Origin of the sequence: Candidatus Uabimicrobium amorphum (genome assembly GCF_009002475.1) — a bacterium.
Classification (GTDB): domain Bacteria; phylum Planctomycetota; class Uabimicrobiia; order Uabimicrobiales; family Uabimicrobiaceae; genus Uabimicrobium; species Uabimicrobium amorphum.
In genome coordinates this window covers 7,417,103-7,438,261 of sequence record NZ_AP019860.1, presented here as the reverse complement: position 1 = coordinate 7,438,261, position 21,159 = coordinate 7,417,103, and the positions used below count along the sequence as shown (strand labels likewise).

Sequence of the window (21,159 nt, the reverse complement as noted above, 5' to 3'; positions counted from 1 at the left end):
CTATTTCTTATTTTCTAAGGTAATTTGCTGAATCGCCTGTATAGCGGCCTGACGCACTTTTTGGTTTTCATCTGTTTTCATTTTTGTGATCATTGGTAGCGCTGCCATCGCATCTTGCCCAAGGTTTCCTAAACATTGAATGAGCGATTCCTGTAAAGATTTACCAAAATGGTATTCGTTGTAAACTTTGAACATCGCTGTTCCGCAGGCACCTCTGGTCAAGCTTTTAGGGTGAATGTAACTCTTGTTACACTCTTCGGCAAGAGTCGCTAACAAAATTGATAGAGCTAATTTGGTTTCCGAACCGATTTGGCTTAAAATTTTTGCCGCGTAGTAACGTGTGGCCAAACTTTGTTCTTGTTCCAGAATGGCGATAAGTACCGGAATTACTTGATGACCTTTTGCAACAAAACCGTTGATGACTCTTGAATTTTCGCTTTGTGGATTTAGATCTTGTAATAGCGTGAGAAATTCCGTGGGATCGTCGCTGATTGCCAAAGGTGGTTTTGCAATGCGCAATATCGCTTCTTCCATAAGCTTCTTGTCTTTAGGTTCCGTTGTTGCAGCAAAAAGTTCATTTAAAGCCGGCAACGCTTGTTGCGCTTGTTCCTGTAAACTTGCCAGAGTTTCCACGATGGCTTTTTGGTGTTCCTTTTGTTGTAGCATCTGTAGTAAAAAAGGTATCGCTGTTACGGCTTGTGGGTCTTTTGCGATCGCTTGTATCGCGGCGTTTTGAATTGCGACACCGGAATCATTTGTGACTAAGGATATCAACTCTAGCAAATACGATTTTTTTGAGAAAGGCAATGCTGCGGCAATCGCCTCTATCGCGGCTAACTTTACTTTTGGATTGGGATTTTCCATCACTTTCCACAACGTGGACATGATGGCAAATTTATCTGAAGAATTTTCTTCCACTTTGTAATTGAAGATATCGCGGAGTGCTTTCAACGCTAAAACGAGAAGTTCTAAATCCTGGGTTTCGTTTTGAAGTATCTTTTGTAAGTGAGGAATGGATGCGGCACCAAAATGTGAAAGATAAATACCCACTACGTTACCTACTGTGTCCCAGTTATTGTATTTTGATTTGTCTCTTAATCTGGTAACGATGATTTCGATGATACCAAATTCCTCAGGCGTATCAATTCCCTCAAGGGCATCCAGAATACCGGTGATATGTGTAGACTCTTTTTGATATGCTTCCAGTAGCAGAGGTACAACCCATTTACACTGTTCTTTGGTAAAGGTAATATAATCCGCAGGTATCGCGTACCCTCGGACAGTGGCACTTTTATGAAGTAAGAGTTCTTTGATCACCGGTTGGGCATTTTGACCGATACTGTAAAAAACTTCACATATTTTGTCGCAGTATGAGTCTTCTTTTTGGTAGCTTTCGAAAAACATTTTTTTTAGTGCGGGAATTGCCGGTGTGGCAGCTTCTTTCATGGCCATGAGTGTAAACAAGGCATCAAAGTTATGCCTTTTTCCCTTGTGTATTTCTGTTAGGAGTTCCGGAATAATTCTCGCGTCTACAACACGATAGTTGCGTGAGGTAATAACGGCAAAGGCATCGTCGCGAACATTATCGTTGCGGCTTTTCATCATGGCAACGATAATATCATCGCTCAATTTTTGATTATTTTCGTACAAAACATCGCTAATATAGTAACCAATATTTCTATTTGGGTGTGGAATAAGAGGTATCAATTCTTTGGTAATGAAATGTTGCATTTTGGGATAATCTATTTTGAGGAGCGCTCCAATGGCGCGTACGCGTATTTCAGGCGGAGATTTTTGCACCACACCAAGTAAAAATGAAGTAGCATTTTCATATCGTATGTGACACAAAACTTCTAAGGCGTTGTTTTTAATCGTGTTGTTTTTTGCATTCAGCAGAGGCCACAGTAGAGAGTAGGCGTTTTCTTGTCCCATTTCCACTAACGCGTAAATTGCCTGTTCCCGAACTTCGGCAACGGGTGAATTGGTGAGTTCTTCAAAGATGGGTATTGCCATTTGCGGAAGTTTTGCGAGGCGACGCAGTATCTTTAACGCGCGTTTCTTTACATACGAGCGAGTATCGCGACAACAAGTGAATAACTGTGGGAGGAGTATTTCGCGTATGCGCTGTTGGGTCTTTTCTACCAAAGGTAATTTGTGCTGATGTGGTAAATAGTGAAAAAAGATAAGTAGAACGAAGTCGTCGATTGTCTGTAGATCTTGTTTCGGTTTGTACGTTTGTATTGTTGTGACCAACTGATCTACCATTTGAGAAGGAAATGCAAGTCCTATTTTACACAACGCATCTAACTCTGGCGATTTAACAAGACCATAAAGAGATCCGCGGTCTTCGATAGGAACGCGTTTTAATAACGCAGGTATCGCTTGTACGGCCTTCAACTCGCCTACGGCTTTCATGGCTGCTTGGCGGAGATACTTTGGTTGGCTTTTGTGTAAAAACGGAACAATGTTTGTAATGGTCGCTTGGGCATTTAATTCCCCTAACGCACAAATCGCAGAATACCGAACCATCATATTGTCATCAGATAATAGTTTTATAAGCGCAGGAACAACTTTTACGTCTTTAGATTTTCCCAATACGCGCGCAATATAACTTTTTTCCATCACCGGAGCAGTAGGAAGTTCCCCCAGCAACTCAACAATGCGTTTGTCAGAAATGTTTTGTGCAATAACCAAACAACTAAAGGCCATTACCATGAAAAGTTTTTTCATTCCGCTCTCCAAAAATGATTGTATTACAATTATTCACATGAATTTCGGAAGTTTCGATATCACAACAGCGACGCAAAATATGACATGCGAAACATGGAAATCCAATATCGATACAATTTGTTTTACTAAATTTTAAAATTTGCCACTTATGGATTATGAATTCTTAGAATAGGAATCACGACATTAGAAAAGTTTGGCGTCCCATTCCAAAAAGGCTTATAACAACGTTTCATTTCTGAAAACAATTCGGTAATAGAAATTCCCATGAAATTGTTTCTGTCATTTCTTTGCAGACAGTCACTTACAACAGTTAAGTTTGCCCAAGACTTCTTGCTTAAAGAACATACACCAGACAATTGCTTTTTGTGAAGTTTGATTTGAGCAGCAGCATTTTGAATCAAACCTTGCATAAATTTTCCGGGGATCGTTTCTCGACCATAGGCATTCCACAGTCCTTCCCATGCTTCATGAGATTCCCAGAAATAACCATGATGATACAAATCGATTCCATAAAGATAGTCCTTGTTTTGTTGCCAATTGTCGGGATCAAGGTATTCTTGAGAATACATCGGTTCTTGGCTTCCATAAGAGTGTCCTCTGGGATCTTTTATGGGATGGGGATTTAATCCATTTACATAGCGATAAGGAGGAAAAGGCCTTTCTGGAATTAAACGAGGCATGTTACTGCAAATAGGTAAATTTGACATAGTAGCGTTTCCTATAAAATTCGTTTAATTTTAATTTTAGTATGTTTTATTTTGAAGTTCAAATGTGAGTTTTTATATTTTTAGCTGTAAATTTTTTCCACTGGAAAACTACTCTCCCATCTCTTGGTAAAGTGCCGTGAGACTCTCAAGACTAGCTGTATAAGCGGGGTGATCTTTGCCAAGAGTTTTTTCAAGTATTTGTGTTGCCTCTTGGCAAAGAGAAACTGCTTTTCTATACTCTCCGATTTTTTTATACAATGCTGCAAGATTATTAAGACTAACTGCATAATTGGGGTGAAATTTCCCAAGAGTTTGTTCAAATATTTGCGTTACATCGAGGTAAAGAGGTTCTGCTTTTCGGTACTGTTTCATCTCTTGGTAAAGTGCAGCAAGACTACTGAGGCTGGCTGTATAAGTGAGGTGAAATTTCCCAAGAGTTTGTTCAAATATTTGTGTCACCTCGCGGTAAAGAGGCTCGGCTTTTCCATACTCCTGCGTCTGTTGATACAATACGGCGAGTTTGTAGAGAATATTTGCATAACTAGGGTGATCCTTTCCGAGGTTTTTTTCAAATACTTGTATTGCTTCGAGGTAAAGAGACTCGGCTTTTTTATACTCTTTTTTTACTTGATATAAACCCCCAAGATTATAGAGACTCGTTCCATAATCAAGGTGATCTTTGCCGAGAGCCTTTTTAAATATTTGTGATGCTTCGCGGTAAAGAGGTTCTGATTTTTCATATTCGCTTATCGATTCGTACAAGCAAGCAAGGCTATTGAGGTTATTTGCATAATAAGGGTGATCTTTGCCAAGAGTTTTTTCGCATATTTGAATTGATTCAAGGTAAAGAGGCTCGGCTTTTTCGTACTCCCTCATCGATTCGTACAATACCGCGAGATTATGGAGATTATCTGCATAATGAGGGTGATCTTTGCCAATAATTCTCTCAAATATTTGCATTACTTCAAGGTAAAGAGGTTCGGCTTTTCCATACTCGCCTATCGACTTGTACAATAACGCGAGATTACGGAGAGCATCTATATAGTAGGGGTGATCTTTGCCGAAAGCTTTTTCATATATTTGCATTCCTTTGAGGTAAAGAGGTTCCGCTTCTCCATATTCCCCTGTTTCTTTATACCATGCCGCGAGATTGATAAGACTGTTTGCATAACCAGGGTGGTCTTTGCCAAGAGCTTTTTCCAATATTTGCATCGCTTCAAGGTAAAGAGGTTCTACTTTTCCATGTACCCCCATTTCTAGATACAACACCGCAAGATTATTTAGGCTTTTTGCATAAATAGGGTGGTCTTTACCGAGAGTTTTTTCATATAGTTGCAATGCTTCAAGGTGAAGAGATTCTGCTTTTCCATACTCTTTCATTTGTTGATACAATTCGGCAAGATTGATAAGACCAGCTACATAGTCAGGATGGTCTTTACCAAGACTTTTTTCAAATACTTGTATTACTTCAAGGTAGAGAGGTTCGGCTTTCTCATGCTCTCCTATTTCTAGATACAATCCAGCAAGACAATTGATATTATTTGCATAGTAATGGTCGTCGCTGCCAAGATTTTTTTTATATATTTGTATCGCTTCGAGGTAAAGAGGTTCTGCTTTTCCATACTCTTTTATCTCTTGATACAATACAGCAAGATTACTGACACTCGTTGCATAATCATGATGATCTTTGCCCAGATTATTTTCACATATTTGTATGGACTCAAGGTAAAGAGGTTCCGCCTTTCCATGTTCTCCCATCTTTTGATACAGGCCAGCCAGATTATTGACACTTGTTGCATAATCAAGGTTTTTACCGAGAGTTTTTGCAAATATTTGCATCGCTTCAAGATAAAGAGGTTCGGCTTTTTTATACTCTCCGATCAATTTATAAAACGCAGCAAGATTGATGAGACTAGTTACATAATCAACGTACTCTTTACCGAGAGTTTGTTCAATTATTTGTAATGCTTCTAGATAAAGAGGTTCGGCTCTTTCATACTCTTCCATCTGTTGATACAATCCAGCAAGGCTATTGAGATTATTTGCATAGTAGGGGTGGTTTTTACCGAGAGTTTTTTCAAATATTTGCATTACTTCAAGGTAGAGAGATTCTGCTTTTTCGTACTCACCCATCTCTTGATGAAGTGCTGCAAGATTACTGACACTCGTTGCATAATAATGATGATCTTTGCCTATCGTTTTTCCACATATTTGTATTGCTTCAAGGTAAAGAGGTTCTGCTTTTTTGTAATCTCCCATCTGTTGATACAATCCAGCAAAATTATTTACACCCATCGCATAATCAAGGTGATCTTTGCCGAGAGTTTTTTCACGTAGTTGCACTGCTTCAAGGTAAAGAGGCTCTGCTTTTTCATACTTTCTCATTGATTTGTACAGTTCGGCAAGACCAAGGATATTCGTTGCATAATCAGGATGACTTTTGCCCAAAGACTTTTCGTATATTTGCACTGCTTCAAGGTGCAAAGGTTCTGCTTTATCATATTCCGCGATCTCTTGGTACAATGCCGCGAGATTATGCAGGCAAATTGCATAATAAAGGTGGTCTTCGCCTATTGTCTTTTTATATATTTGCATCACTTCGAGGTAAAGAGGTTCAACTTTTTCATACTCTCCTATTTCTTGATACAGCCCAGCAAGATCATTGAGACTGATGGCATAATCAGGATGATCTTTGCCGAGAACTTTTTCCTCTATTTTTATCGCCTCAAGGTAAAGAGGTTTTGCTTTTTCATAATCTCTTCTCACATAATACGATTGAGCAAGGTTATAAAGGCTGATGGCATAATCAGGATGATCTTTGCCGAGCGCTTTTTCACGTAGTTGTATCGCTTTAATGCAAAGAGTTTCAGCTTTTTCACACTCTCCCATCGCGTTATATTGCTCACCAAGATCATTGAGAGTAGTCGCATAATCAGGATGGTCTTTGCCCAAAGCTTTTTCTCGTATTTGCATGGATTCAAAATAAAGAGGTTCTGCTTCCGTATATTTACCCATTTCTTTATATAAGTTCGCAAAATTATTGAGAGTAGTTGCATAATCAGGGTGGTCTTTGCCGAGAGCTTTTTCTCGTATTTGTATCGCTTCGAGATGAAGAGGTTCTGCTTTTTCGTATTTGCCCATTCTTTTATACAAGACACCAAGATTATCGAGGGCGGTCGCATAGTCAAGGTGATCTTTACCGAGAGCTTTTTTGTGTATTTGTATCGCTTCGAGATAAAGAGTGTTCGCTTTTTCATATTCCCCCATTGAGTAATGAAATTGAGCAAACTTATGGAGAGTGGTTACATAATCAGGATGGTCTTTACCTAAAGCTTTTTCGCGTATTTGTATCGCTTTAAGGTAAAGAGGTTTCGCTTTTCCATATTTGCCCATCTCTCGATATAATATCGCAAGATCATTGAGAGTGGTTGCATAATCAGGGTGGTCTTTGTCTAAAGATTTTTCGCGTATTTGCAGCGCTTCAAGGTAAAGAGGTTCTGCTTTTTCATATTTGCCCATTTTTTGGTACAACGCAGCAAGATTGTTGAGAGTAGTTGCATAATCAGGGTGGTCTTTACTGTACATACTTGGGATGATCTCATTTATTTTTTCGACAACACAAGCTAATTGAGAATAGTGTCCTTTCTCGCAAATTTGTATTGTTTGCTCCATTAGAGACTTTAGATTTTGTTCTTGCATAATAATTCCTATTTGTTGGTGGTGTGAAATAGCGACTGCTCTTTAAATTGGAAACCATCGATTCAATAATTTCGCTGAACAGTAAATTCGCATCGCGCAATAATCATTGTGAAGTTTCTTGCTTTTGCAATTTGCTTTTCTTCTCCATAGAGATGATTAACTATAATATCTATATTTACTAAAAAAATTAAAGATCAAAAAAAATTATTTTTTTGCATAACCTTTTCGCAAAAAACTTCCGATAAAAAGTTAAAGAAACAATTCGTTTATTGAAATGCGACATTAATTGTCATCAACAAAGTAGTAAAGGTTATGTCATGAATAATTTAAATCCAAGCGAGTTACCTGAAGTATCGATCATTTCTATGTGTGGTAGTAATTATCAAAAGGACTCTGCGGAAATCGCTAGTTTATTGCAAGACTATCAGTACTATATGATGTATAAAGAAAAGTACAAAGAAAATGGCCCTAGATTTCGCGGTGTAAAACTTATATGAGGTTGGATAAATATTGAGAATCAATTATTTATTGTAAACAATAAACGAAAATTTGCGTATCTCCTGCAAGATCTAAATTCACCATGAGACAAGTAAAATTTGGTTTACTTACAAAGTTCTTGCAGGGCGCTAGGTCTGAAAAATAGAAACTAGATACATAAAATACTCATTTCAAAATTTACACCCATTCCTGCTTCATCAGCAACTATCATGACACACCATTTCTTCTAGATGTCTCTACCAGAGCGCTTGAACTATTTTTAAGGTTTTTTATAAAAGCTAGCGGTCTATTCATACATTTTTCTGTGTTATACCGTTATAAAATAGCCATTGTTGTATGTACTTCAATGACGATTGTTGTATAGTAATAGTGGAGTTATAGATTATCTACATTTAGTTGATTATTTATATTCATAGTGATGCAATGGCCACAAAATGGAAGTGAAATCTAAAATCATTAAAAACAATAGAAAATAATGTAATGTATAACGGTTGTGCTTTTTTCCTGAAGAAATGGAAGCCAATCGACAATGTAATAGTTTATTTGAGTTTAAAATATCGAAGATTCAGGAAAAGTTTTATGGAACTATGGGTTCGTTACAAACAAGCTAAAAATCTATTGTGGGACGATAAATTTATTGTCACGTCGCGTAATGACTGGTATCAAATTATCTACGATAGAAATGTCATTTCATCTATCCTGTGGCCAACAGATACTATTTTCAAAATTGGTGGTGAGTTTTTTAATCGTCGTCATCCTCACGAAAAATTATACAAAAATGATACTGAGCGTAATTTATCTTATTTATCGGCCTGTAAACGTTTGTCTGCACGCTTACAAACAATCATCCAAAATCAAAAATGTATAGTATACGCTCCCATGAGAGGCGCTTATCCCATCTGGCGTACTATGTCACAATTTTTGGACTTAACTCACATAGATGTATACTATCCTGTGACATCTAGTTTTGTGCTGTATCCTAAAGAGTTTGGTATCGTCAGTAAAAAAGGTAAAAATGCTTCGGGAAGGTACAATAACTACCAAGAGCTAGAACGTTTGAAACCATTATTGAGCAACTATCAATATTTTGTTTATATCGACGAAATTATTTCGGGAGGCATGATGCTTGGCCATATAAAAGAAATGATTGAAACCAAAATTCAAGATCACCTCAATATAATTGCTGTAGGACTCGCTGATCGTTTTGGCCAAAGATCTACGTCATGTAGAAATAAAATTAACAAAAACGTAGAGAATGGTAGCCTTCACAGCTTTTTATGGGAGGGCTGCGAACAGCTTATTACGGAAGATCAAAAATTTCTCCTCGGTATACATTACGAAGACTACAAACACGGTCCGCATATAATACCTGTTTTAGATGAAAACCTCGATTTTTATCCAGAACGAAAACTTTTTGAACAAGATGTCAGAATATGTAAACGGTGAATCATGGCCCGAAAAATTCCTCGCGGTGTTCTCTGCGATAGACTTCTAAAAAGATGTTTACCGATTAGCTACTTTCTGTTTAACTATAATATCTATATTTACTAAAAAAATTAAAGCTGGGTGCGTATCTAGCGTTTAGATTTTATTCGTTAGAAAAGCTCTAGAATCAGTAAAGTAGCCATGAAAATTTTTGCTAGCAAATTTTAAGTAAATTCTAATATGCCAATTATTTATCCTGCTAAAATAATAAAAAATGATACTTTTGTTAGAGTGGAACATGAAATTGAATTCTTCAATGAAACGGATTATCCATCGGTAATTTGGTATGAAATCCCAGTTGAATTTGAGAATTTATTGTGTGGAGACAATATGAATGGTATTGTCATTGCCGTCCTACCAATAGCGATGATTTTAGAAGAAAAATTGGTAATAAAAGGAAAACTGTCGCCAAGATTACTATTTGGTTTGAGAGAATATCAAAGAGTTTTTCACTCTATACTCAAAGATAAAATAAACTTTATTGACATCGAGCCCAACGCATTGAAACCAGATTTACCTTATGTAAAAAATTCATCGGCTATTTCTCTATTTTCTGGCGGAGTAGACTCGTTTTATACTTTATATCACCACAATCGTCAAAACGAAAAAGTATCTGACTATCAAATCTCACACTTGCTTTTTGCTCATGGACTCGATATTAAATTAGAAGAACAAACCATATTTGAACGAGTTTTTGAAAATTACAATGATTTAGCAAATAGACTTGATGTTCACTTAGTAAAAATGAAGTGCAACTTTCGCCGTTATATACCAGATTATTCGATGTTCCATGCACCATGTTTTTTGGCCTTAGCACAGTGTATAAGCAAAAACTTTTCCTGTATATATATTCCTTCAACTTTAAGCTATCGCAACCCTGCTATTTGGGGATCGACGATTTACACCGACCATTGCTTTAGTACAGAAAAAACATTTGTATTCCACAACGGAGCAAACAAAGATCGTACGCAAAAAATTGAACAACTCATATTTTGGAAAGAGACCTATTCGCATCTAAGAGTGTGTTTCAGTCCAAATATAGAGAAAAACAATTGTGGCAAATGTGAAAAATGTCTTAGAACAATGATCCCCTTAAACAATCTTGGGATGTTAAACAGATATAGCGTATTTCCCCAAAAAATATTATGGAGTTTAATTACTATGATATTTTTTTCCCGCAAAACTATTTCACCGCATTTTTATCACACAACGATGATACAGTGCTTGCGCAGAGGTAAAATATTGTATCTATTTTTGCTATGTTGTTTTTGGTGCAAATGCTATCTCTATAAGAGATTTATTCCTTCACACAAAAACATCTATGATTTGGTCAAATAAAGCGGGGAAAACAATGGAATTGCAAGAATTTTGTCAAATATGCCAAGAAAAGCAGGCCCTACACTGGAATAAACCTCGTTATTGGTGCAAATGCAATGTGCAAATGTGTAGAGCTTGTACGACAAAACGACAATACCACAAAATGGTCTCTTGCGGTAAAGGTGGCTCTCGAGAGATCACTCTGGTGAAATGCTTTTGCCCGAAATGCGGTAATCTTCTCGAAGCCGAGACTCCAGGAGTTAGTTGTGCATTGGTATCTGCGGTCACCATTTTGTATGGTTTACTTGTATGGTTAACATGACCAAAAACAATTCGCTGAGAATAAAATAGGTTTCTCTCTAAGGTAATAGAAGCATATTGGTGTATTCATACTTGTTGGATAATGGAGAATTTGATGAAAAAATCACAAGAGTATTGCCATGTATGTAAAAATTTGACCAGCAATTTTTTGTGTCCTGGATGTCGGCGAACAACATGCCATAGTTGTCTTAAAAAAGAGCAGCGCACAAAGTTGGTTCCTCGCGGAAAATGGGAAGACCCTGTCAAAGAAGTGTATTTTGAATATTATTGTCCCACATGTAGTTTCTCAATGACTTCGTTCGCACATCAAACTTCTAACATGAATTCTCTATTTAGCAAATCCCCAGTCCCATCTCTGAGTTTAAATCCACGGCAAGCGCTCTTTATTTTCATTCTCGTACCTGTTGTTATTTGGCTATTTAAACAAATAGGGTAAACCGAATGAACAAATGGCGCAAGTTTTATACAACAGGACGGAGCAATAGCTGGTTATATGCTGTGATCAACTTATTCCATTCCGTCGTTCCTTATCGAATTCTACACGTTAGATTCTATGCTATTTTTTCTATTCCCAACTCTTTACCACAACGAAAATTAACTACGTCTTGTAACTTGCAAACGGTGACGCATAACAATGTTGCTACATTGGTCAATTGTGGATTTCATCCGGAGATTTATAAACAGTGGCTCGATTGTGGAGCAACGGGATGGATTGCGACAGAACAAGATGAGATACAAGCATGTTACTGGTTAAACCCCAATGAAAATTACTATTTTTATGATTGGCTTACTTTGAAGTCGTCCAAATCTAGTTTGTGGACAATGTGGTGGTGGACAGCACCAAACAAACGCCGTACAGGCCTTGCCTATGACGTGACAATTCCGGGTATTTCTTATTATATAAAACTAGGTTTTGGCAAACGCTTAAGCCTGATTGATTTTTTTAACAGAAATGCCATGAAGGCTTTGAATAAAATGAAATATAAACCGAAAAATTATATATGGACAATTAGGTGTTTAGGATTTTCCTGTGTTTATTTTAAATATAAATTTTATTTGGGGAAATGGACAGCAAATTACCCTTTGCAGTTGTTTGTGGATTAGGTTGAAGACTACCTTGTGTACCGTAAATTACGACGTTTTATATTCCGAACTTTCACCATCCTCTACCCATTGAAGGAGATATCCCAATGTTTCTCAAGTACAAATGTCCAAATTGCGGACATATTTTTTTTGCGAATGACAGAAAAGTTATATGTAGTAAATGTAACACCACATGGTGTCGTGGTAATAATCAAAATGTGTCCAAGCCCGCTGTGCAAAAATACGCCAAAGGAAAGATCACTTTTGAGAATTTTGAAAAACATGAAATCAATTTTGAAAAGTTAAGAAGGTCTATCAAGGGGCAGAGAATATCTATTTCAACTAGCAAAGAACTAAATCCATGTCAAATGTGCGAAGAAACGAGACCTCGATATAGGTGTAGTTGTGGAGTGGAGGTTTGTAGATCTTGTACAAACAAAAAACAATATCGGCAAATAGTTCCCGGCGGCAAAGACGGAGAGAGAGAAGTGACACACATTTTATACTTTTGTCCTAAATGCCATGTGTATTTAGGATCAGGTAGTGATTTCTCATGGGAAGATAGCGCACCATTTTTCATTATTGTCGTGATTATTGGCATCATTATCTTTATCGCCGCGAATGCCGATAAATTTTAGATTTTATTTATCATAGGAAATTCTAACATGGCCGAGTGAAAGAGTTATGCAAGACTTCATTTGCCGATTTTAATAAAAATACTGATTAGCGGACTCGTACTCCAAACTGGCTCAAAGTGATTCGTAGAATGAGAACATGAAGCAACGACAAATTTTGCCAAAGATCAATTGAAAAAAAGAAGAGCAAATAAAAAATGAAAACGATAATGACAAAAATACTCAATATGTTCACCGGGAACGTAGAAAATCATGTAGAAAGAACAGAAATAAAATCGCAATCACTGCAAAAAATAGAAAACTACATTTCATATTTCGGATGTGTTTTTTTCTTAGAAGAAGATCAAAAATACGAACTAAAAGATTGTGTTTTTGAAAATTGTAGTTTCCGTACGGATGTCACCTTGCAGAATGTAAAAGGCTGCCACTTTGTAAACTGCAATTTTTCTAATATGCTTTCCGTGGAATTAGATGTGAGCAAAACAACAGTATTTCCCAAAGAGGTTTTGCAGCTTTCTAGTCTTACTCACTTAAGCTTGTTTTCTTTTGACATAGAACAGTTGCCTGTGGAAATATTCCGACTTCCTGTGCTTACCCACCTTGAATTGAGTGGTTCGTATATCGAAGAATTGCCTATAGAATTCTCACAACTTTCTTCTCTAACACACCTTGATTTGAGTAATTCATCTGTGACAAAATTACCACGAGAAATACTCCAACTTCCTTCTCTCACGCATCTCGATTTGAGTACTACAGGAATTTTTGAATTGCCAAGAGAGATTGAACAGCTTTCTTCTCTTACCCACCTCAACTTAGCGTATACACAAATAGCTGAACTGCCCAGGGAAATAGAACAACTTTCTTCTCTTACTCATCTTAACTTATCGCATACACTAATAACCGAACTACCTAGGGAATTATTTCAACTTTCGTCCCTCAAATATTTGAAAATGCGCTGTACACCCATAACCAAGTTGCCAGAAGAAATCGGGAACTTAACTCTCTTGTCAAACTGGATATAAGTGATACAAACCTAACAGAACTTCTGCCACAAATATAATCTAGACTTTTCGTGTCAAGCATTGGTTATGATAGGTGCAGTAATTTTTTAGGTTGTAGAGGGAAATGGAGGGAAAAGCGTTGTTTTTCACTAAAATCTTCTTCTCCGCATATAAGAACAAAATAACAATTACGTTGCTTTTCTCTCTCCATTGAAAACGCTGGCAGGGAAAGCGGGACTCGAACCCACAACCTACGGTTTAGAAAACCGTTGCTCTATCCGATTGAGCTACTCCCCTATTTTATTGGTAGAGGAGGCAGGAATCGAACCTACATTTGCGGTATTCGACACCGCCGCTTTAGCCGGGTTAAGCTACTCCTCTTTATACTGATGGCAGGAGAGGCGGGATTCGAACCCACAACCTTCGGTTTCGTAGACCGATGCTCTATCCAGATTGAGCTACTCCCCTTTAAAAATGGAGGAGAGGGCGGGATTCGAACCCGCGGTTCCTTTCGGAACAATGGTTTTCAAGGAATAGATATTTTTGTGGGAAAATCAAGATTTACAAGGGTAACAGAAAAATCGGAATGTTGTGAGGGGTAGATTGTGGGCAACTGAAATTTCTCCTCCCTGTAAAGACGAGAAAATAACCCAGTTGCACCAACAAAATTATAGCAATACACCTCCCTAAATTCAAGAACTTAGGGGGTAAAAATGAGAAAACTGCCAAAAAACCTGGACATCGTCAACTATTATCAACGTCACATAGGCATTACCATTCAAAAATTTAACAGGAATGGCTGGAGCAAAAACGTTCGTTGTCCATTGCCAAATCACACCGACAAAAAACCTTCTTTTGGTTTTAATCGCAACAACGGATGCTTCAAATGCTTCGCCTGTAATGAAAAAGGTAGCCTGGTTCAATTTGAGAAACTCATCAGTAATCATTCGAACATCAAAGAAGCCTCTTTTGAGCTTAAAAAACAATATGGTGATGTATCAAGTCCACTACAAGAAAAAGTCGAACGCTACCAATACAATCTACAACAAAACAAAGACAAAAGCCTTGATGCGTTAAAAACAATGGGAATTTCACGCAAAACCGCCATCAAAAATCAACTTGGCTACATACCAAAGTACGGCAAGTATGAAGCCAGACTGGTGTTTCCAATATTCAACCATCGCGGCGAAGTGATTACCCTAAAAAAATATTCACGCAAAGTACCAAGCAAACACAAATCGATGTTTGAACGCGGTGGCAAAGTATCGCTATACGGCATTGAAAGTATCAACCGCGAAAAGACCACTATTCTATGCGCTGGAGAAAAAGACAAAAACGTAGGTGAGAGTTTTCTTGGAGACAAGTACAACTTCGTTACCTTCACCGGAGGAGAAAACTCACTACCACAAAAACAACACTGGCAACACACCATCAGCGCACTACAAGACCAAACCATCGTTATTTGTTATGATTGTGATGCCGCAGGACAACAAGGCGCACACAAAGCTGCGGAAGCGCTATCACAAGCCACAAACGACATCAAAATTATTCAATGGCCACAACAATTTCAACAACAATATCCCAAAGGCGACCTCAGCGACTTTCTCATTCGCGAAAAAAACAGCAAACAAGATCTACAACACCTCATCGAAAACGCACAATCATACCAAGTACAAAACACAACCGCCGACTCACAAAAACGTCAATGCGGTGACATCAGCGAAGAAAATTATTCATACCTTAAGAAAAGAAAGGACGACACCATCGCCATTTCCAACTTTATCATCCTGCCGCAACAACGCATTTGGGTAGATGACAAAGAAGCAGTAAAAGCCGTCTTAAAATCGCAAAAAACGCAATACGAAGTGGTACTAGAACGCGAAGCATGGACATCACGAAGCAATTTCCTCAAAGAAATCAAATCCATCGATCTTTCTTTTCGTGGCTCCGACAACGATCTACAATGTATCCAAGAAATCGTCGCCAGCTACACTATTTCCGTATGCAAAGGAACTCGAGAACTAGGCTACCAAACCCAAGACCACATTTTCGTACTCCCCAACAAAGTCATCGGAAAAGAAAACCCCGATTGCCAAACCAAATTTATTCCTACCAAAGGACAACATCCGTTCCACGACATGTTGCACTTCACCACAATACCAAAGCACCAACAACAGCCATTTCTACAACAACTATTTACCTACCTACCAAAACTCAACGAAGAGGCTCCACTAGCCGTTATGCTAGGCTGGCTATTCGCCGTCCCATTTAAACAGCAAATAATGCCGCATATGCGCCATTTTCCCATCCTAAACATATTCGGAACCAGAGGAAGTGGTAAAACGTCCACTGCGAGCCTTCTATGGCGCTTAATGGGATTTTCAGGTGAACTATTCTCCTGCACCCAAAGCAACTTTAGCTGGCTAAAACTCCTCTCAGCCACCAGCAGCCTACCCATCTTCGTAGATGAATACAAACCCTGTGACATGCATCCTAAGCAAGTCAATTACATCCACCGCTTAATCAGACGCATATACGCAGGAGAAGTAGAAACTAGAGGACGCCAAGACCAAACCCTAATGCACTACAAACTCCAAGCTCCGATATGCATCGTAGGCGAGATGACCTTCACCGAACCCGCCGTCCTAGAAAGAATACTACCCGCACCATTATCATTTAAATCCATGACAACCGAACGCAAACAAGCACACAAAAAACTCAACGCCATGCCACTAGAGGCTTTCGCCAGCATCTATCTAGATTGGGTATTACAACAAAATGTAGATCAAATGCTAAACGAAGCCACGAAAGACGTAAAAGACATCATCGAAAACTGCCCCGAACGCCCAAAAGACAATATGACCATTGCTGTATTTGGTTTACGCTGTATGGAGAAATTCGCTCAAGACTTCAACCTATCAATGCCATCGCTATCCAAAGAAGAACTCATGAAACTATGCGAAAAAGAAATCTGCGAAGTATCTGGTGGCAAAATAGCGTTAGACGATACGCTGGAAAAGCTAGCCATGCTCGCGGAAAAAGGTATCCTTAAGGAAAACATGCATTTCGCTACCGAAAGCGAAAATGCTACTCCAAGCAAACTATACCTACGCCTCAAGTTCTGCCTACCCGAACTAAAAGAATGGGGAAAAAGATCCGGTGAGCAATTTGAAATACTAGATATGAAAGCTTATCGTCGCATGTTCAAAGAACGAACAAACCTATACATTGACAGCCCCGATAAACCCAAATGGATTGGCAAAGGAACAAAACGTTGCGTGGTAATTGATATGGCAAAAGTGAAAGATTTTGGCCTAGACCTAGAAGGATTTTGGCAGTGTTAGCAAATCGCATGCGTCTGCATAAAATCTCTCTACCCCTGCTGTGTATCTTTCTTTTGTAAGGAAGGTTGAGTTTTCGCCTCAAAGCTATACTGTAAAAAGCTTTGAGGCGAAATCGAAAATGTAAGGGATTTTTGTAAGGTAGCCTATTTTGCATATTCGTAACCTCAATTTGTAACTTGTCATATAATCTGATACAATGTAATTACAGACTTAAAATACTTGGTGAAAGGATGAATATGATAGCAACAGATTACCGCTATATTGTAAATGTAGAAGGTGTCCCTATTATTGAAGGAACACGCTACAAAGTAGAAGACATTGCTATTTGGTACTTGTCTTATGGGTGGTCTCCCGATGAAATACACATTCAGCATAGAGATTTAACAAAATCTCAAATTTGCTCTGCACTGGCGTATTACCATGACCACAAGCAAGAAATGGACAAAAAAATAGAACAAGACGATATTGAAATAGAAGAAAAACGCCGTGCCTCAAAACAAATTACACGCCAAGAACTACTAGATCGGTTGAAAAATAAATGATAAAACTATACTTTGATCTACATGTTCACGGAGTAGTGTTCCAAAATTTAATTGCAAATGGAGTCGACGTTATCCGAGGTCAAGACGATGGTATGGACGGCGTACCAGATGAAAAACTGTTAGAAAGAGCTTCCGAATTGAAAAGAGTATTGGTAACAAGCGATAAAGATTTTTTTGAGATAGCAGCAAACTTTCAATCTAACCAAAAATATTTTTCGGGAGTTCTTTTTTACAGAGCTACAAAAGTGGGAATAAAAGACTTGATTGATGATTTAACTTTAATTTCGTCGGCAGGAAAGTTAATAGATTTTGAAAATTTACTCATTTGTTTACCGTTGTAACATATGCAAAAAATATCGAAACTGGTGAAGATATTGGCATCATATAAAAGAATCGATTTAGATTATTATACTTTAAACAACGCAGTGAAAGAATTATTAAAAAGAAATACTAAATAATTCTAATACAATAGTAAAATGGCATATTGTAGAAGAAAAGTTAGGCGCAGCAATCATGGGTGACTAAATTTTATAAGGTAAATTTAATTCATCATCTAAAACGCTAATCCAATGTTGGTCTTTCGCTTTTTTACAGTGGTGGTCTCTCGTGGAAGTGCTATTGTAGATAATGAAAATGTAGTACTCTCTTTATAAGCAATCAAAGAAGTCGTCACAATGATGTTTTAAAACTGAGTAGGAGTATCTACTTATGATTGAAGTAGTTTTGGGAAAAATAAAATGGTTTTTTGTTTCAAACGTTGGTTCTTTCTTGATAGCTGCAATAATTCTTTTATTTTTGATTTCTCAAGGTATAAGAAATGAAGGGATGTGTAAAGAAGAGAAGAATATGAGAATAAGAATATCTCTTGTTCTTTTGATTGCAATTCCATTGTTATTGTTTGTTTTTTTTGTGACAAAGTTTCCTCATTAACAGGATTTTACTACCTTGCAGTAATGTAATCATACATATGTGGAGCAACAGGTGTGTTCATTTTAAATTTAAACTGGACAACAGAAACATCCTTGCCATGATCGTCTTTTATTGTTGATTGCTCAGAGTCTGTTGCGGTAACATCACCCATGTAATAAAAGTCAGTGCCTTCATCATTGCTTTTTTTGATAAATAGAGGTAAACGCAATTCATTTTTTTGATGATTGCGAATTGCAATGATTTCTTTGCTTTCCAGTGTTCGCTTTGATCGTGACATCCAGTTGAATTCATAACGATTGATAAAGTAATCGTGGTATTTGGTTGACTCGGAAATGTTATCTTCCTTGTGATAGTTCACAAATATCGGACATGTATTGTATTTCACTTTGTATCCGTACATTGTCGAACTTTCGTTATCTTGCCAATTTAGGATACGACACACATCTTTACGCGAGTATTTCCGGTAAAGCAAAAAGCCGGAGACGTAAGAGTCTTTATCAAACAATCTTTCATACGTGTCTTTCGCATATTCAAGATTATCGTGTAAGAACTTGTAGAATGTTTGATCGCAGAGGTGCGAAGTGAAACTTTCATGTTGTTGGATAACATCTTGCTGACAATGAACGATTTGCTGTGGTTGTTTTACAAAGACGAAGTTTAAATTTCGTACACAAGATTCGATGGTAGCCATACTTGAAATTCCATATCGTTCCTGAATATGTGTTTTGATTTGCGCGAAGGAGACCTCCTGTTTTGTCAGGAGTTCTAACAAAATCAAAACTTCTTCGATGCGTTTTCCGTTGGCAATTTCTAGAGAAAATAGTTGTAATAAAGTTCTTTGTTGTGGCGACAATTTCGTTGCATACTCGCTTTCTTCTCCTGCCACAAAATTGAAATATGATTTGCTATTTTTCACATACAAGTATGGATCTCGTGAACCTAAGCGCACAAAATCCATCATCATTGGAACTTTACCGATCTTAAACTTGAGCAGTTTGTAGTCGGCACGCAGGTCTTTTTTTAACGAAAGATTGGTTCGATCAATTGCTGCGAAAATCTGCTGCTGTACAATTCGTTCAAAATTCACTGTAGATGTTCCAGGCATCAAACAACTTCCACTCGCCATCATCTTGCGTAGTGTATCCTTGTTATATGAGCTATCACCGAAAAGAGCAACGGGAATTAAAAAGTTATTGTTGTAGTTGCCAATAAAATCAAGGACTGTCAGGTATTCTTTGCCATGCGCTTTTCGCAAACCACGTCCCAATTGTTGTACAAATATAATTGCCGATTGCGTTGGACGCAGCATAATGACCTGATTTACTTTTGGAATGTCAATACCTTCATTAAAGATATCACGAGTAAAAATATAGTCTAGCCCCACATCACTTTCTAGTAGTTCAATTGCTTTCGCTCTTTTTTCTTCGGAGCTAGCTCCGGTAAGAGATATAGTGTTAAAGCCTCTTTCATTAAATGCCAACGATAATGCATTGCTTTCCTCCACAGAACGGCAAAAAACTAAACCTTTTGTTTTTCCATTGTCAGTGCCATACATCTTTACCTTGTCGATAATATGATGAATGCGTTCGTTTGCGGTAAGGAGGTTAAAGGGAGTTTCTTCGCCAAGAACTTGGCCATCAACAGAGACATCGCGAATACCGTAGTAATGAAAGTCGCAAAGCATCTCTTGCTCTAAAGCGTCATGCAAACGTATTTCATAAGCGATGTTGTAATCAAATTCTTTAAATATATTGTGACCATCGGTTCTCTCTGGAGTTGCGGTCAAACCCAGTAAGAAATTAGGTGTAAAATGGCTCATGATTTTTTGATAGCTCTTGGCTCCCGCGCGATGAGTTTCATCAATAACGATGTAATCGAAACTATCAGGTGAAAAGTTAACAAGATGATGATCTTGGGAAATGGTCTGAATGGTTGAGAAGACAAAATCGGCACTAGAATCTAACTCTTGACCGGAATACATTCCCATTTTTTTGCTCTCGCCAAAGACTTTTTGAAAAGTGTGGAGAGCCGCCCTAGCTATATTGGCGCGGTGAACAACAAATAACAATCTATCGGGATTTAGCTTTTTAGTATCAAACGCTGATAGATATGTTTTCCCGGTTCCCGTGGCCGAAATCAATAACGCTTTGTTCTTTCCCTCACGTCGCAAATCATCTAAATTTTCCAGCGCCTCCAACTGCATTTTGTTAGGCTTTGGAGGCTTAGTGAAATCAAAATCAGCATCAAAATGAAACGATTTGCGTGAATAGATTTGCGTATAGCGATCGATAAAGGCATCATCTACCACCGTTGCCTGGGCAAAATCATCTTCAAACTTTTGCAATGTATCAACAACTAGTTTGCCTTCGTATGCTGAAGAAACCTTCAAGTTCCATTCATTATTCTTTTGCAATGCGGGAGCCGTTAAGTTGCTACTACCAACAATCAAATTGTAATACTCATCATATTGAAATATATAACCTTTGGCATGAAAACAACCATCGCTGACTATACGCAGTTGTATATTTTTAAACTGCAACAAAGAACGCAACGCCTGAGGCTGTGTGTAGTTTTGATACTGTGATACCAATACCTGCCCAGACACCTTAGCACAACGCAAATCATCAAACATTTTCATCAGACTCGCGACACCGCTCATTGTTGCAAAAGCCACCGAAAAACGAAAAGAACGACATTGCTCTAGTTCTCTCAGCAACACTGATAATACTGTTTGATTTTTACGTTTGTCATTGATCAGAAGCTCTGGCTGATAACAAAACTTCGAATTTAAATTGCGGTTGACAAAACCTGTCAACAGGCTCTTTTGTAATTCTTGATTGAATTCACTCATACCTTTTGGTTTCTAG

Annotated in this window: 16 protein-coding genes and 3 tRNA genes; 12 read left to right on the top strand and 7 right to left on the bottom strand. The window is 37.9% G+C overall.

Annotated features, from left to right (window positions below; genetic code table 11):
• The 3 genes from UABAM_RS25960 to UABAM_RS25950 form a co-directional block, all read right to left on the bottom strand.
• Positions 1-2,730, bottom strand: coding sequence for a HEAT repeat domain-containing protein (locus UABAM_RS25960; protein ID WP_151970902.1), 2,730 nt, complete (start codon positions 2,728-2,730; stop codon positions 1-3).
• A 146-nt stretch (positions 2,731-2,876) separates the two neighbouring features.
• Positions 2,877-3,437, bottom strand: a complete 561-nt coding sequence (locus UABAM_RS25955) for a DUF309 domain-containing protein (protein ID WP_151970901.1) — start codon at positions 3,435-3,437, stop codon at positions 2,877-2,879.
• 108 nt (positions 3,438-3,545) lie between these two features.
• Positions 3,546-7,136, bottom strand: a complete 3,591-nt coding sequence (locus UABAM_RS25950; RefSeq protein ID WP_151970900.1) for a tetratricopeptide repeat protein — start codon at positions 7,134-7,136, stop codon at positions 3,546-3,548.
• A gap of 317 nt (positions 7,137-7,453) precedes the next feature.
• Between UABAM_RS25950 and UABAM_RS25945 the strand changes: the two genes are divergently transcribed.
• From UABAM_RS25945 to UABAM_RS25910, 8 genes are all read left to right on the top strand, one after another.
• Complete coding sequence (locus UABAM_RS25945) at positions 7,454-7,633, top strand: hypothetical protein (RefSeq protein ID WP_151970899.1); 180 nt, start codon at positions 7,454-7,456, stop codon at positions 7,631-7,633.
• A gap of 580 nt (positions 7,634-8,213) precedes the next feature.
• A complete protein-coding gene (locus tag UABAM_RS25940; protein ID WP_151970898.1) occupies positions 8,214-9,080 on the top strand; it encodes a hypothetical protein in 867 nt (288 codons plus the stop codon).
• A 369-nt stretch (positions 9,081-9,449) separates the two neighbouring features.
• On the top strand, positions 9,450-10,457 hold the full coding sequence (locus tag UABAM_RS25935) for a hypothetical protein (protein WP_151970897.1): 1,008 nt from the start codon (positions 9,450-9,452) through the stop codon (positions 10,455-10,457).
• A 13-nt stretch (positions 10,458-10,470) separates the two neighbouring features.
• Positions 10,471-10,758, top strand: coding sequence for a hypothetical protein (locus UABAM_RS25930; RefSeq protein ID WP_151970896.1), 288 nt, complete (start codon positions 10,471-10,473; stop codon positions 10,756-10,758).
• Between the two features lie 93 nt (positions 10,759-10,851).
• Positions 10,852-11,193, top strand: a complete 342-nt coding sequence (locus UABAM_RS25925) for a hypothetical protein (RefSeq protein WP_151970895.1) — start codon at positions 10,852-10,854, stop codon at positions 11,191-11,193.
• A gap of 5 nt (positions 11,194-11,198) precedes the next feature.
• Positions 11,199-11,861 (top strand): hypothetical protein, encoded by a 663-nt coding sequence (locus UABAM_RS25920; protein ID WP_151970894.1) that lies wholly within the window; start codon positions 11,199-11,201, stop codon positions 11,859-11,861.
• 86 nt (positions 11,862-11,947) lie between these two features.
• Positions 11,948-12,478 carry a hypothetical protein gene (locus tag UABAM_RS25915; protein WP_151970893.1) on the top strand — a complete coding sequence of 177 codons (531 nt, stop codon included), beginning with the start codon at positions 11,948-11,950 and terminating at the stop codon, positions 12,476-12,478.
• A gap of 194 nt (positions 12,479-12,672) precedes the next feature.
• Positions 12,673-13,497: a leucine-rich repeat domain-containing protein gene (locus tag UABAM_RS25910; protein WP_151970892.1), complete on the top strand. Its 825-nt coding sequence runs from the start codon at positions 12,673-12,675 to the stop codon at positions 13,495-13,497.
• A 199-nt stretch (positions 13,498-13,696) separates the two neighbouring features.
• Here UABAM_RS25910 and UABAM_RS25905 read toward each other — a convergent pair.
• The 3 genes from UABAM_RS25905 to UABAM_RS25895 form a co-directional block, all read right to left on the bottom strand.
• Positions 13,697-13,773 (bottom strand) — tRNA-Arg (locus UABAM_RS25905).
• Between the two features lie 7 nt (positions 13,774-13,780).
• Positions 13,781-13,857 (bottom strand) — tRNA-Ser (locus UABAM_RS25900).
• Positions 13,858-13,866: 9 nt separating this feature from the next.
• Positions 13,867-13,944, bottom strand: a tRNA-Arg gene (locus UABAM_RS25895).
• Between the two features lie 245 nt (positions 13,945-14,189).
• Here UABAM_RS25895 and UABAM_RS25890 point away from each other — a divergent pair.
• The 4 genes from UABAM_RS25890 (at position 14,190) to UABAM_RS25875 (ending at position 18,292) form a co-directional block, all read left to right on the top strand.
• The gene (locus UABAM_RS25890) at positions 14,190-16,820 is read left to right on the top strand and encodes a CHC2 zinc finger domain-containing protein (RefSeq protein WP_151970891.1); all 2,631 of its coding nucleotides are present in this window, start codon (positions 14,190-14,192) and stop codon (positions 16,818-16,820) included.
• Between the two features lie 230 nt (positions 16,821-17,050).
• Positions 17,051-17,362 carry a DUF433 domain-containing protein gene (locus UABAM_RS25885; protein ID WP_151970890.1) on the top strand — a complete coding sequence of 104 codons (312 nt, stop codon included), beginning with the start codon at positions 17,051-17,053 and terminating at the stop codon, positions 17,360-17,362.
• On the top strand, positions 17,359-17,703 hold the full coding sequence (locus tag UABAM_RS25880) for a DUF5615 family PIN-like protein (RefSeq protein ID WP_151970889.1): 345 nt from the start codon (positions 17,359-17,361) through the stop codon (positions 17,701-17,703). The genes UABAM_RS25885 and UABAM_RS25880 overlap by 4 nt, the downstream gene beginning before the upstream one ends.
• A 367-nt stretch (positions 17,704-18,070) precedes the next feature.
• Complete coding sequence (locus UABAM_RS25875; protein ID WP_151970888.1) at positions 18,071-18,292, top strand: hypothetical protein; 222 nt, start codon at positions 18,071-18,073, stop codon at positions 18,290-18,292.
• Between the two features lie 10 nt (positions 18,293-18,302).
• On the opposite strand, the gene UABAM_RS25870 is transcribed toward UABAM_RS25875, so the two are convergent.
• The gene (locus tag UABAM_RS25870) at positions 18,303-21,143 is read right to left on the bottom strand and encodes a DUF3427 domain-containing protein (RefSeq protein ID WP_151970887.1); all 2,841 of its coding nucleotides are present in this window, start codon (positions 21,141-21,143) and stop codon (positions 18,303-18,305) included.
• Between the last annotated feature and the right edge of the window lie 16 nt (positions 21,144-21,159).